The following is a 13,628-nucleotide window of genomic DNA, read 5'->3' on the forward strand; positions in this document are numbered from 1 at the left end:
TTGCCAAATACTCTTTAAACTCGGTGTACTATTTCATCAAAAATTACTATTTAAGGTTTTTCATCCGCAGCCTCCATCAATTTTATCGTTTTCTTTGCTATAAAAAACAACTGACTTTTGTACGTTCTCATTTACTTTAAGAGAAAATATATCAGGTCTAGAGTAATGCCCTACGACATCGAAATCATATCGAGCTCGAATCAAATCATCAGGGTCAATGTCGGCAACAACTAGCCCTTTTTCACTGTATAGCGGGCCTGCGATGATATCACCCATTGGATTAACAATTAAACTACCGCCTCTGATTAATGCCCGGTCCGGATCCCAATGTGGTATGTCAATACCCAGCTCATTGGGTGATGCCTGAACCTGACAGGCACTGATAACAAAACAGCGACCTTCGTAGGCAATATGTCTCATTGATGCTTGCCACATATCTCTCTCATCAACTGTTGGTGCGCACCAAATTTTTAAGCCTTTTGCATACATAGCAGTGCGGAAAAGTGGCATGAAGTTTTCCCAACAAATCCCAGCGCCAGCAAGCCCAGCTTCTGTTTCGAAAACAGAAAGTGTTGATCCATCCCCCATGCCCCAAACTAATCTTTCTGTTCCAGTGGGCATAAGCTTACGATGCTTTTTGCAAAGACCTATTTTAGGATCGAAAAATAGCGCTGAGCAGTAAAGTGTGGAACCTTCTCTCTCAATTACGCCTACAACAAGTGATGCTTGGGTTCGCTTGGATAACTCCGCCAAAGCTTTAACTTCTGGACCATTAAGATCAATTGCATTCTTGTAGTATTCTTCAAATTCAACCTTTCCTTCAGGAAGACGATAGCCCATATATGTACCAAATATTCCCCCCTTAGGGTATCCACCCAACAAGGCTTCAGGCATAACTACCAGTTTCGCACCACAATTTACAATATCTTTTTCAAAAGAGATTATTTGAGATAAAGTTTCACAGTTTCCTTCTTGTGATGTTCCAAGCTGAAGTCCGGCAATAGTTGTTTTATTCATACTTCACATTTCTCATTCGTGAAAATATTATGTTTATTTTTATATACCATGTTAAAATCAATCAATATGCTAAGGGGACTATCTGTTATGAATGATATTGATATCGAGCGCGTTGACCTTAATCTATTGAGAGTGTTTGAAGCCTTAATTGAAGAAGGAGGTGCAGGCCGCGCCGCTATTCGTTTGGGTTTAACACAGCCAGCAGTAAGCGCTGCACTAGCAAGATTAAGGCGTGTATATTCTGATCCATTATTTGAAAGAACAGGACGTGGTTTACGCCCAACAGTTAAAGCAAATGAGTTAGCTCCACTTATCGAAGCAGCTCTTACACAATGTCGCCAAGCACTGGCCCTAAGTGGTTCGGATAAGTCGGTAAAAGGCCGGACAATGACTATTGGATTATCAGATGATAGCGAGATAGCATTTGGAAAAGAAATACTTTGCAAAGTAGATGAAATACTACCAGATCTACACATCATTTTTAGACAAACCCATAGTGCCCTAGCCCAAGACATGCTAACGGGGCATCAGATAGACATATCTATTACTGCAGGTGGTCTTGCTTCTCATATGGTAACAAGTCAAAAATTAGGTGAGGGAAACTACTTGTGTTTGGCTTCAAATAACGTAGATATTCCACTAACTGCTGAAGATTATGCTCAACGCCCTCACTTGCTCGTTTCTGCAAGTGGCTTTGTTGGCGTCGTAGACGAAGCATTGAGTGCTATTGGATATCGACGAAGCGTAAAGGCTTCAACGACGCATTTTGCGGCGGTACCCTTCCTACTCAATCAAACAAATTTAATTACTACACTTCCCTCTCATGCTGCCGTTGCAATAGAAAAAAACACTCATTTAAAGACATTTGTCTGCCCTGTTAAAATGCCATCTTTTGTACTTGAAATGGGGTCAAGATTGGGTAGTAAAAATGATATTATTTTGCAAGAGTTAAAATCTATCATAGTTGAAGTCTGCCAATCTTCAGGTCAATTAACATGACTTTTTCATTAATTAGCTCTGTCACCAGCATTAATTTCAATTAAATCAATTATTTTGAATGCGATATAAATGGTTTTTATTTTAGTTATATACAAATGAGTGTTGCCTCTATGCTTTTACAAGGTTAGTCTATATTGTTTTAATTATAATTATTTTGTGATGAGAATTGGTCGCGCGCCGAAAGAATCAAATATATGAACTAACAGGAATATTATGGGTGAATTGAAAGCTACAGAACCAGTCAGCAAAAGAAATAACAAAAACTCCATGCCAAATAAAATAAAAATGGCAATTGTTTTTTTTATTTCAATTTTTGCAATGTCATTGTTTTTTGTTTTAAAATTGGCAAAAACGATTGAAGATAAGATTAATGCAAAGTTAAATGAGGGTTTTTGGGAGTTACCTGCACAGGTTTACAGTAAGTCATATGCCATAAAAGTCGGGCATGAGATTAGAAATGATAAGCTATCTAGATTATTAGAAAGCGCGAGATATCGCAATACGAACAATGTAGTTAATCCAGGTGAATTCCATATTAAAAAAAACACTCTCACAATATATCTGAGAGCATTCTCGTCTTATGATTACTCTTCAAATCAAAAAAGAGTTGAAGTTTTTTTTAAAGATGATGTAGTTGCTAAAATAAATGATATTGACAGTGGTTCTTCTATTGGCGAGGTGGTAATTGAACCTAGCCTTATCGATGTCATTTATTCACCTGGTGATGAACAAAGAATTTATTTGCCATTGAATGATTTTCCAAAAGAAATGATAAAAATCCTTATATCTACTGAAGATAAGGGATTTTATCACCATTATGGGATTAGTCCTTTATCAATTATCAGAGCTCTGTATAGTAATATTAAAGCGGGGAGAAACATTCAAGGAGGCAGTACACTCACACAGCAAGTAGTTAAAAACATGTTCCTATCAAATGATCGGACAATGAAAAGAAAGATTATTGAAGCCCTAATGGCTATAATGTTAGAAATGAAGTTAAGTAAAGATAAAATTCTAGAGCTCTATTTAAATGAAATTTATCTTGGGCAGAATGGTTCTTTTGGCATTCATGGTTTTCCTTTAGCTAGCATCTATTACTTTGGACGTCCTGTCAATGAACTATCCCTAGACCAACAGGCACTCTTGATCGGTATGGTCAAAGGAGCATCATTATATAACCCGTGGTCTAACCCTAGCATTGCAATAAGCAGAAGAAATATTGTATTAAAAATTTCCGAGATGAACGGCGTTATAACTAAAAGTAACTATTCATACTTGGTTAAAAAAGATCTCAATATTAAACCTAAAGGAACAGCATTTACAAAGCACCCATCTTTTATTAATATGCTAAGAAAAGAAATTAGGGAAAATAAAAATATACGCATTAACGAACTATCTGGTTCTAAAATTTTTTCTACTTTCGATCCGATTTCTCAATATGATGCCGAGATGACAGTTATAGAAACAATGCCTATATTAGATAAAAAAACCAGGATAAAAGATTTACAGTCGGCAATGGTTGTTGTTGACCGTAAGAACGGTGAGTTACTTGCTGTTATTGGTGATAGAAATGTGGAGTACAATGGATTTAATAGAGCTTCAGATAGTAGACGTCAGGTTGGGTCTCTGATAAAGCCGGCTGTATACTTGGCTGCTTTAAGTGATCCAAAAGATTTTGGTTTAAACACTTTAATAGAAGATCAACCCATTCACATTAACATTGGGAATACAAGTTGGTCACCAAGAAACCCAACTCGAACCTACAGAGGTAAAGTTTTTTTACTAGATGCTCTCGCTTACTCAATTAATGTCTCTACAGTCAATATAGGTATGTCAATTGGCCTTGATAAAGTAGCTGATACATTGAAACTGATAGGAGTCCCTGAAAATCGGATAGCAAAAAATCCATCGATGCTATTAGGTACATTAGATATGTCACCCATTGAACTTGCAGAAGCCATTCAGACAATTGCAAATTTAGGTGTGCATAACGGCATACATACCTTAGTATCCATACAAAACAAATTTGGCGATGAAATTTATCGCAGACCCGACATTAAAGAACAGGTCGTTTCTAATCAGGCTGCATGGCTTACTATGTACGCCATGCAGGAATCTGTTCGTTCAGGAACGTCAAAGAAACTGAGAGTCGGGTTTGAAAGTTATACCCTTGCTGGTAAGACAGGATCGTCCAGTGGTTTACGAGATAGTTGGTTTAGTGGTATTGATGAGAATAAGGTTGTACTAACATGGATTGGAAGAGATAATAACCAATCCACGAATCTCTGGGGCGCAAGTGGGTCGTTACTCCTGACAAAAGAATTTTTCATAAGAAATGGAGTGGAAAAATTAAAACTAGTTCAACCTAAAGATATCTATCTTATGGATGTCAACACACATGGTGATTTTATTTGCAATAAGGAAAATACATATAATTCTAATATTTATATAAGGAAAGTTCCCATTTGGGGTAAAAGTATCACCGAAATATGCAAAACGCCATCGCAATTTCTTCCGGTGTCTACTAATAAAGCATACTCTGATGAGGTGTTGGACTCAATTTTCTAGCGTTATTACAGGAGTACATGTAGTAAAAATAAAATAACCTACACTAGGCTATTTTCTACTCCAGACATGAAAGTCTGCTATTGCCGCAAGCGGACTTTCATGAAGGTTTCGTTCATACGCCAGCGATGTCTCACAAAACGTGTATTCTGGCGAAACACATTACCCGGGAATCTCACCAGGCGGATGCCCCGATATGCCGTTACCGATGTTCCATGATCAGCTGCAGCTGCAGCTGACGCCGATTAGCTGGGGCTATGCGCCGGCATGGTAGAATGAATAGGGATAGCCGTCCCTCATCAACGCACACGCTGGACAGATCATCGTCAACTGTTCGTCAGATCACTGAACACGGCTATTCCGTTGTTGAAGTTGCCCAGCGTTTAGGCGTTTCTAAGCATAGCTCTACAAATGGCTGCGAGTCATTTAACCCGATGACAGCGAACAACATGCCAGGGATTTACTGGAGGCCAAAAGCGAGAGCCTTAAGCTCAGAGCACAATTGAAGCGCACCTAAGAGGAACTGGATATTTTTAAGCCTGAGGATCGCTTGCTGGGAAAGGGTTTCATCGCGTTCAATAAGCGTAGTCAGACCATCGATAGTGGCATCATCAAGCTGTTCCATCAGGATACCCCTCCACCGCAGCCATTAATCAGAAAGAGTCAGGCTTACCAATTTCTGTTAGCTCCACTTTTCGAAGCACCCCTTACACAATGCAGTCAAGTGGATGCAACTTAGTAGGCCTTGAAAGTGGGGCGGGGTGTGAAAGGACGGCTTGTATAATCCGGATGCGTATCCGGCAAATTAATTTAACATAATGCGCATTATCTATATTTTTTTAAGATTTTCAATTTGTTAGATAAGTGACTCTTGGCGTAAACTCCTGCCACGCCGCTGAATCTATACTTTGGTCATATCGACAACAAGAGCACCTGCCTATGTGTGGCCGTTTTGCGCAATTCCATAGGTGTTCCCCGCGCCAGCGGGGATAAACCGCTGAGCGAACTGAGCAAGCCTGTGGCGTAGGCGTATGGGAAATCGGGGTTAACGGAAACGCAACACGGCTGGAGAGCGCCTGTCTGGCGCTGCAGTGTTATGTTCTCTTTTTGATAAGGACATTCCTAATTCTTTCAAACTTATCATCCCTAAAAAATAAGCATTCGACTATTTAGCCAAAAGTGATATTTGCCGGAATAGAACATTGCGTATCCAACTTTAATTGTTATATTTCTATCTCGCGCAGAATGATTAGATTCTCTTAATTATTGATGTGTGTGATGAACTCCTCGGGATTTACGATATGAGCATGCGGAAATCATTAAGCATCGGGTAATTCAAATGATTACTCGCTCATAGCCATGAGATTGGTCTGTAAACGGGATGTTTCAGATAGGTGCCGTTATGTAATAAATATGAAGGAGCATGACTTATGACGAGTAAAGTAAGCGTTCAAACGGTGTTGTTTGAATATCATGGGCAAAAATATAAGCTCTTCCTGGCATGGGATAAAAGACACGTTGGGTGTAACAAACTAAATCCATTGTATTTCTTAGATGCCAACCGACAGTTTGATACCATGATTAAGGCGGATTATCACGGTGATGATGTTTCCCCTGTACTCTATATAGGAATAGGCTATCAGGAAGGGGTAGACATTAAGGCGGCTCGCACATTTGACTATACGGTAAGTGATGGCAGCGAGCGTTTTAAAGACGGGGGCGGGGCGGAGCAGTTCTATCGATTTATTCAGGATGTCGTCAAACCCTGGGTCGAATGTCGTTTTAAGATCAATAAGCAAATGCAAACGCTGGCGGGGCATTCGTTCGGTGGGCATTTCACTTTATATGTGGCGTTTAATCATAATACGGCTTTTCAGCGCTATGTTGCCGCCAGCCCCTCCCTCTGGTGGGCGAATGGCGCGGTGCTGCCCGAAGGCGACGTTAAGCTTGCCGCAAGCATTGATTGGTTATCGCTGCTATTAGGCAGCCGCGAAGAGCGGGCGGAGCCAGACAGTACCGATCTTGAGAGAGAAATCTTCCAGCGTATTGAGGATAACCCAAGGTTGAATATCAGGAATCTGGCGTCTGAGTTAGTGAAAGAGGGCGAGCGCTGCAGCTTCGAGTTTCTTCCCGGGCGAAAACACCCGGCGGTCGTAAAAGATTATGCACGCATAGCGAATTTCGTTGCGAGCCAAAAACCACTGCCAACCGGGCTGTGACAGGAGAGGTTAAATGGATTTTAAAGTGACGAGAGGGTTGCTGCTTTTGGCTGGATTATTTTTCTCTATCACGGCGGTAGCAAAGCCTATTCAAACCGACGAGACCGCATCATTGATTAACCAGCGGTTGTCTTACATGAAAGACGTTGCCGGGTATAAGGCAAACAACCATCTGGCCATTGAGGATTTGCCTCAGGAGGCCAACGTATTGGCCAATTCAGTCCGCGAGGCAGAAACATTGGGATTGGATGGCAAGACGGTGGCTCCCTTTATACAGGCGCAAATGGACGCCGCCAAGGCGATTCAATATCGTTATCGGGCAGACTGGTTGTCGGCACCGGAAAACGGCTGGCAGCCGGAACCGCTGGATAGCGTAAGAGCGAAAATCAGCCGTTTGAATACCCAAATTTTGACCAGCGTCAGCAATAAATTAAAGAAAGGCGAGCGTTTTAACGACAGGTTTGCCTTTATGAAATCCCTTGAGCAAACCCACCTGAAAGTCGGCGATAAAGAGCGCCTGTGGCAGTCCTTAAAACAAATTGCGTTGAAAAGGTAATCGCCGCCGGCGCAGGCACTGAATACGCCCGATGAGTGATCTCGGGCGCATTTTCCTCGCTGGCGGCCAGCCGGATGATCGCGTCGAAGGGCCGCTCAGGCGAGGAAAAGAATAGCGGTGGCTTCCATCACCCCACCAACTCCAACCCCGCCACGCGGCGCCAGTAGCCGTTACAGTCGGCGTGATCGGTCAAGGACAGCGGCTGCTCGCCATGCTCGTTGGCGCGGAAGGCGTCGATTTGTGCCAGCGTCTCGGTGCCCTGCGGTGACAGCCGCACGATGTCCACCAGCCCCTGCATGCTCGGTAGCTCGTTGCCGAGGTTGTAGCAGTAGCCGCTCATGGTCTGGATGCCGTTGAGCACGAACACCTGCTGTTGCTCCTGCGAACGCATCATGCGGCCCTGCGGATACTTGATGCAGCAGGTTTCGCACTCGTCCTTGCCGCGGTTTTCCGAGCGGGCGGTGAAGCAGCGCGCCGAATAGGCCAGCGGCAGGTGGCCGTAGCTCAGCACCTCCACCTCGAAATCGTGGCGGAAGCCCAGTTCGTCGCACTGCGTCAGCAGATTGGCCAGCCAATCGCGTGACAGCTCGACCGGCATGCACCAGCGCATCATGCCCTGGCGGCGCAGCAGGCGCAGAGTATAGGCGTTGTAGCAGTTCAGCGCATGGCCGGCCACGAACGGCAGACCGCGTTCCGCCGCCATGTTCACTGCGCCCAGATCGTTGGCTTCAAACAGGAAATCGCCGTTCTCCACATAGCGTTTCAGCTCATTCAGCTCGGACGGCGCCTGCAGCAGCGCCAGCGTGGAGATCACTACCTGCTTGCCGCTGCGGGCGATCTCGCGCGCCAGCGCCAGCCAATCGCCGACCTTCATCTCGCGCCGCTTGGTGCAGACGCTCTCGCCGAGGTAAATGATGTCGGCGCTGCTCTCCGTCGCCTGTTGATAGAACGCCGCGATGTCGTTTTTCGGCCAGTAGTAGAGTACCGGCCCCAGTGCGTATTTCATGTTTCCTCCGGCTACTGCCATTTGCGGTGATAGGCGCCCAGCGTGGTCTGGGTGCCCTCGGACATCGCGCCCAGCGTCTCCATCCAGGCGGCGTCGGCGCGGTAGGCGGCCGGATCGGCCTGGCAACGATCGATCGCCTGGCGCCAGACGCGTGCCACCTGGCTGACGTAAGCCGGGCTGCGCTGGCGGCCTTCGATCTTCACCGAGGCGATGTTGGCGGCCAGTAGCTCCGGCAGCAGCTCCAGCGTATTGAGGCTGGTGGGCTCTTCCAGCGCGTGGTAGCGCACGTCGTCCACCAGATAGCGGCCCTTGCACAGCGTCGGGTAACCGGCGTTTTCATGGTCCTGGTAGCGGTCGATCAGCACGTCGTTCAGGCGCGACTCCATGCCCTGCGGGGTTTGCTGCCAGCGCACGAAACGCGCCGGCGAACAGGCGCCGACGGTGTTCGGCGACTCGCCGGTCAGGTAGGAAGAGAGATAGCAGCGCCCCTCGGCCATGATGCACAGGCTGCCGAAGGCGAACACTTCCAGCGGCACCGGGCTGGTGCGCGCCAGCTGTTTCACCTGGTGCATCGACAGCACGCGCGGCAGCACCACTCGGCCCACGTCGAAGTTGCGTTGGTAGAAACGGATCGCTTCCTCGTTGGTGGCGGAAGCCTGCACCGAAACGTGGCGTTCCAACTGCGGGTAGCGTTGGGCGGCGTATTCCAGCATCGCCAGATCCGCCAGAATCAGCGCGTCGGCGCCCAATTGGGCCGCCATATCCACTGCGCGCTGCCAGCGGGCGTAGCCGTCGGGATGGGCGAAGGTGTTGATGGCGATATGCAGTTTGCGGCCGTGGCGATGCACGTAATCGACCGCTTCCTGCAGCTTTTTCTCGGTGAAGTTGAGGCCGGCGAAGTGGCGCGCGTTGGTATCGTCTTTCAGACCGATGTAAACGGCATCGGCGCCGTTATCCACCGCGGCCTTCAGGGCCGGCAGGTTGCCGGCGGGACAAAGCAGCTCCATAGATTTATCCTGGCTTAGCCGTGCGCCCGGCCGGGCGCACGCTGTCTTTAAAGGTTGCCGGCGGCGGTGTTCCGCCGGCAAACGCGAATCGGGGAGGCCATTTTAGGCAATGGAGCGCACACAGGTTTTGATTTGAGGCAGCTTATGGCGTATTGATAAACATGGCGGTGAAATGCACTATTTGTTGATATAGACCGCTGAAGCCGCGCGCCAGTGTGGCAAAATAGCGGTAGTCCGTATTGAAAGGAGTGGATGACCGTGTTGGAACAACTACGAGCACGCCTTGTGCGCCAGGGGCCGTCGCTGCTGCGCATCCCGCTGAAATTCACGCCGTTCGCTCTGCAGCGTCAGCTGCTGCAACAGGTGCTGAGCTGGCAGTTCCGCCAGGCGTTGGCGGATGGGGATCTGGAGTTTCTCGAATCGCGTTGGCTGAAGATCGAAGTTCGCGATCTGGCGCTACAATGGTTTATGACGGTAGAAAACGACAAACTGGTGGTCAGCCAGCACGCCGAAGCGGACGTCAGCTTCAGCGGCGACGCCAACGATCTGATCCTGATCGCGGCGCGCAAGCAAGATCCGGATACGCTGTTCTTTCAGCGTCGGCTGCAGATTGAAGGGGATACCGAATTGGGCCTGTATGTGAAAAATTTGATGGACGCCATCGAGCTGGAAAGCATGCCTCCGCCGCTGCGCATGGGGCTGTTGCAGTTGGCTGATTTTGTCGAAGCAGGGTTGCAGGAGGGCACGGCGTCGGCTTCCCGTGTGGCGGTATCATGCTGATCCGCGTAGAGATCCCGGTAGATGCGGCGGGCATCGACGCCTTGCTGCGCCGCGCCTTTGGCCGCGATGACGAAGCCGATCTGGTGCAGCAGCTGCGTGAAGACGGCCTGCTGACGCTGGGCGTGGTCGCCACTGACGACGAAGGCGGGGTAGTGGGTTACGCCGCGTTCAGCCCGGTAGACGTGGCCGGCGAAGACCGCCAATGGGTGGCGCTGGCGCCGCTGGCGGTAGACGAAAGCCTGCGCCGCCAGGGGCTGGCTGAAAAGCTGGTGTACGAAGGCCTGGATTCGCTGAACGAATTCAGCTACGCCGCGGTGGTGGTGGTGGGCGATCCGGCCTACTACGGCCGCTTCGGCTTTAAACCGGCCGCCGCCTATGGTCTGAACTGCCGCTGGCCGGACACGGAAAGCGCGTTTCAGGTGTATCCGCTGGCGGAAGACGCCCTGAATGGCGTCAGCGGCGAAGTGGCTTTTTCGGCGCCATTTAATCGCTTTTAACGCCCGGCAACAAATACTCCAACGACAGCGGCGGGTGATTCACCAGCCGCTCTTTTTGTATTTTACTCAGCTGTTTGACGCGATATTCCAGCTTCAGCGCCGTTGAGCGATCTCCCACCTGGCAGTGAAACGCCAGCGTCAGTTCCCCTTTACCGCGCAGCGCCTTGGCGCCTTTGCCGGCCTGATGCTGCGCCAGGCGGCGCGCCACGTCGGTGGTGATGCCGGTATACAGCATGCCGCTCGGTAAACGCAGCATGTAGAGGTGCCAGGAAGTGGGGGAGGTATCCGTCATCGTACGCCGTTTCGGTGGCCAGGGTCGGCGTATGATGGCATGTTCGCCATCACAATCCCATCCCCGGCCGCCGGTGCCTTACCGCTTTACCCCTTTTTTCCCGCCAGCTCGAAGCGCGGCGAGACGATGCCGTACAGCGTCCAGCCGAGGAAGGTGGCGATGGCGCCCCACATCATCGCTTCCTCACCGGAGCTGTAGAGCGCATAGAAGCTGTACAGCGCGCCGATGCCGGCGATGATATTGGCGATGCGCGCCTTGTTGTCCGGCACCTTCGCCACTTTCTGAATAATGACCAGCGCCGCCATCGACAGGATGTAAGGGATGATGTTGGTCACCACCGCCAGGTTCACCAGCACGTTGAACTGCTTGTTCAGCGACGGGCTGATGGTCATCAGCGACAGGCCGCTCTGGATGACGACGATGGTCAGCATGCCTTTAACCGGCGCGTCGGCCTTGCTCAGCTTGGAGAAGATTTTTGGGAAGAAACCGCTGTCGGCGGAGGATTTGAACACCTGAGCGATGGTGAACTGCCAGCCGAGCAGCGAGCCGACGCAGGACATGACCATCAACGCCATGATGATCTTGCCGACCGTTGGGTTGAACATGTGGGAGAACGCCAGCCCGAACGGGGCGGTGGAATTGGCCAGATCCATGTTCGGCACAATGCCGGCGATCACGTTGGTCGAAATGATATAGATCACCGCCGCGCTGAGGGTGCCGCCCAGTACGGCGATCGGCACGTTGCGCTCCGGGTTTTCCACCACGTCGGTGTTGGCGCAGGCGGATTCCAGCCCCAGGAACGCCCACAGGGTCATTGAGATGGAGGCGCCGATGGCTTCGAAGGTCGGTACCTGATGCGGGTTCCAGGCGGCGACGTAAGCGCTGCCGCTGAACCAGTACCAGCCGATGACCGAGATGCCCACCACCGGAATGATCACGCCCCAGACGGTGATGCCGCTGATTTTGCCGGTGATACGCGCCCCGCCGAAGTTGGCGACGGTCGCCAGCCACAGCACGCCGATGGTGGCGATACAGATCCCGAGCGGGCTGAGCGTAGCGCCAAACAGCTCGGTGCCGTAACCGACGGCGGAAATGGCGATGGCGATGTTGGCGATCAGCAGCGAAACGCCGTAGGTGTAGTTCGCCATAAAGTTGCCCGATTTGCCGAAGGCGTATTCGGCGTAGCCGCCCATGCCGCCGGATTTACGGCTGAACATGCCGCATTTGGCGAAGGCGTAGGCCAGTGCCATCGAGCCGACGGCGGTCACCAGCCAGGAAACGATCGAAATCGTGCCCACTTCGGCCAGCTTGGTCGGTAGCATAATTATGCCGGAACCCATCATATTTACGGCGGTCAGGATCGTTAATTGCACGACCCCCATTTTATTATTTGACTTACTCATGATCATTTTCTCTTTTAGGATGCGATCCGGGCGGCGAGAATCATCGCCGCCCCGTAAGGTGATTAATTTTTCATGACGTAGCCGTAAGCGCGGTTCCAGCCGTCCTCATCCTGTTGGATATAAACACCCTGCAATTCCGGCGCGAACCCCGGCAATAAGTTGATGCCTTCTTCCAGTGCCAGGAAATAACGCTGCGCGGCGCCGCCCCAAATTTCACCGGGCACGACGCACAGCACGCCCGGCGGGTAAGGCAGGGCGCCTTCGGCGGCGATGCGGCCCTCGGCTTTGGCCAGCGAGACCAATTCCACATTGCCGCGCACGAACTCGGTATTGGCATCCTGCGGATTCATCACCACGCGCGGGAAATAACTTTTGCGGAACATCTCTTTTTGCAGCTCTTTAACGTCGTAGCTGACGTAAAGGTCGTGCATTTCCTGGCACAGCTGGCGGATGGTGTAGTTTTTGTAGCGCTGCTGGTGGTTTTTATAGACCGCAGGCAGCACCTCGCTGAGCAGGGAGTTCTGCTCGATGTGCTTCTCGAAGCGGGCGATCAGGGCCACCAGATGCTGCATCTTGGCGATGTCTTCCGCCGGCGTCAGCAGGAACAGGATCGAGTTGAGATCGCATTTTTCCGGCACGATGCCGTTTTCGCGCAGGTAGTTGGCCAGAATGGTTGCCGGGATGCCGAACTCGCTGTAGCTGCCGGTGGCGGTATCGATGCCCGGCGTGGTGAGCAGCAGTTTGCACGGATCGACGAAATACTGCGATTCGGCATAGCCTTCAAAGGCGTGCCATTTCTCGCCGGGCACGAAGTTGAAGAAGCGCAGATCGTTGGCCATTGCCGCGGTGTCATAGGCCTGCCACGGCTTGCCGTCGATCTGATCCGGCACGAACGGTTTGATCATCGTGCAGGTGTCCAGCAGCATTTTGCGCGCTTCGATGCCCACACGTACGCACTCCTGCCACAGGCGCTGGCCGCTTTTGCCTTCGTGCATCTTGGCGTTGACGTCCAGCGCGGCGAACAGCGGATAGAACGGGCTGGTGGAGGCGTGCAGCATAAAGGCGTTGTTGAAGCGCTTATGGTTGCAGTAGCGGCTCTGTCCCTTGATGTGCTTGTCTTTTTTGTGGATCTGCGAGGTTTGCGAGAAGCCAGCCTGCTGTTTGTGCACCGACTGGGTGACGATGATGCCGGGATCGTTCTCGTTCAGCTCCAGCAGCAGCGGCGAGCAGTCTTTCATCATCGGAATGAACTGCTCATAGCCCACCCAGGCGGAGTCGAACAGGATG

General features: G+C 50.2%; 13 protein-coding genes and 1 pseudogene. 7 read left to right on the forward strand and 7 right to left on the reverse strand.

Annotation, left to right across the window (positions count from 1 at the left end; all coding sequences use genetic code 11):
- Positions 1 to 60: 60 nt before the first annotated feature.
- Positions 61 to 1,017 carry a carbon-nitrogen hydrolase family protein gene (locus tag FUU19_RS02005; protein WP_230491060.1) on the reverse strand — a complete coding sequence of 319 codons (957 nt, stop codon included), beginning with the start codon at positions 1,015 to 1,017 and terminating at the stop codon, positions 61 to 63.
- A gap of 87 nt (positions 1,018 to 1,104) precedes the next feature.
- Here FUU19_RS02005 and FUU19_RS02010 point away from each other — a divergent pair, with 87 nt between their 5' ends.
- The 3 genes and pseudogenes from FUU19_RS02010 to FUU19_RS02020 form a co-directional block, all read left to right on the forward strand.
- Positions 1,105 to 2,016: a LysR family transcriptional regulator gene (locus tag FUU19_RS02010; protein WP_202670150.1), complete on the forward strand. Its 912-nt coding sequence runs from the start codon at positions 1,105 to 1,107 to the stop codon at positions 2,014 to 2,016.
- A 213-nt stretch (positions 2,017 to 2,229) separates the two neighbouring features.
- Positions 2,230 to 4,584 (forward strand): penicillin-binding protein 1B, encoded by a 2,355-nt coding sequence (mrcB, locus tag FUU19_RS02015; protein ID WP_197833201.1) that lies wholly within the window; start codon positions 2,230 to 2,232, stop codon positions 4,582 to 4,584.
- A gap of 272 nt (positions 4,585 to 4,856) precedes the next feature.
- Positions 4,857 to 5,095 (forward strand): annotated as a pseudogene (locus tag FUU19_RS02020) (transposase); the annotation flags it as partial.
- Here FUU19_RS02020 and FUU19_RS02025 read toward each other — a convergent pair.
- Positions 5,042 to 5,206 (reverse strand): hypothetical protein, encoded by a 165-nt coding sequence (locus FUU19_RS02025; protein WP_230491090.1) that lies wholly within the window; start codon positions 5,204 to 5,206, stop codon positions 5,042 to 5,044. The pseudogene FUU19_RS02020 and the gene FUU19_RS02025 overlap by 54 nt on opposite strands.
- Before the next feature lie 805 nt (positions 5,207 to 6,011).
- Between FUU19_RS02025 and FUU19_RS02030 the strand changes: the two genes are divergently transcribed.
- Positions 6,012 to 6,800, forward strand: a complete 789-nt coding sequence (locus FUU19_RS02030; RefSeq protein WP_230491061.1) for an alpha/beta hydrolase — start codon at positions 6,012 to 6,014, stop codon at positions 6,798 to 6,800.
- Between the two features lie 13 nt (positions 6,801 to 6,813).
- The gene (locus tag FUU19_RS02035) at positions 6,814 to 7,356 is read left to right on the forward strand and encodes a chorismate mutase (protein ID WP_025305079.1); all 543 of its coding nucleotides are present in this window, start codon (positions 6,814 to 6,816) and stop codon (positions 7,354 to 7,356) included.
- Between the two features lie 127 nt (positions 7,357 to 7,483).
- On the opposite strand, the gene FUU19_RS02040 is transcribed toward FUU19_RS02035, so the two are convergent.
- Together FUU19_RS02040 and ubiU are read right to left on the reverse strand one after the other, a co-directional pair.
- Positions 7,484 to 8,362 carry a U32 family peptidase gene (locus FUU19_RS02040; RefSeq protein WP_197833204.1) on the reverse strand — a complete coding sequence of 293 codons (879 nt, stop codon included), beginning with the start codon at positions 8,360 to 8,362 and terminating at the stop codon, positions 7,484 to 7,486.
- An 11-nt stretch (positions 8,363 to 8,373) separates the two neighbouring features.
- Positions 8,374 to 9,369: a ubiquinone anaerobic biosynthesis protein UbiU gene (gene ubiU, locus FUU19_RS02045; RefSeq protein WP_048321239.1), complete on the reverse strand. Its 996-nt coding sequence runs from the start codon at positions 9,367 to 9,369 to the stop codon at positions 8,374 to 8,376.
- A 258-nt stretch (positions 9,370 to 9,627) separates the two neighbouring features.
- Between ubiU and ubiT the strand changes: the two genes are divergently transcribed.
- Positions 9,628 to 10,149, forward strand: a complete 522-nt coding sequence (gene ubiT / locus FUU19_RS02050) for a ubiquinone anaerobic biosynthesis accessory factor UbiT (RefSeq protein ID WP_420543012.1) — start codon at positions 9,628 to 9,630, stop codon at positions 10,147 to 10,149.
- Complete coding sequence (locus tag FUU19_RS02055) at positions 10,143 to 10,646, forward strand: GNAT family N-acetyltransferase (RefSeq protein ID WP_164100029.1); 504 nt, start codon at positions 10,143 to 10,145, stop codon at positions 10,644 to 10,646. Before ubiT ends, FUU19_RS02055 begins: the two co-directional genes overlap by 7 nt.
- Here the strand turns inward: FUU19_RS02055 and FUU19_RS02060 are convergent.
- From FUU19_RS02060 to speC, 3 genes are all read right to left on the reverse strand, one after another.
- On the reverse strand, positions 10,633 to 10,938 hold the full coding sequence (locus FUU19_RS02060; protein WP_230491063.1) for a GIY-YIG nuclease family protein: 306 nt from the start codon (positions 10,936 to 10,938) through the stop codon (positions 10,633 to 10,635). The genes FUU19_RS02055 and FUU19_RS02060 overlap by 14 nt on opposite strands.
- An 86-nt stretch (positions 10,939 to 11,024) precedes the next feature.
- On the reverse strand, positions 11,025 to 12,341 hold the full coding sequence (potE, locus tag FUU19_RS02065; RefSeq protein WP_047571695.1) for a putrescine-ornithine antiporter: 1,317 nt from the start codon (positions 12,339 to 12,341) through the stop codon (positions 11,025 to 11,027).
- Between the two features lie 62 nt (positions 12,342 to 12,403).
- The coding region (gene speC, locus FUU19_RS02070) for an ornithine decarboxylase (protein ID WP_230507067.1) at positions 12,404 to 13,628 on the reverse strand (1,225 nt) is incomplete at its 5' end.

This window comes from Serratia montpellierensis (assembly GCF_020858655.1).
GTDB lineage: Bacteria > Pseudomonadota > Gammaproteobacteria > Enterobacterales > Enterobacteriaceae > Serratia > Serratia montpellierensis.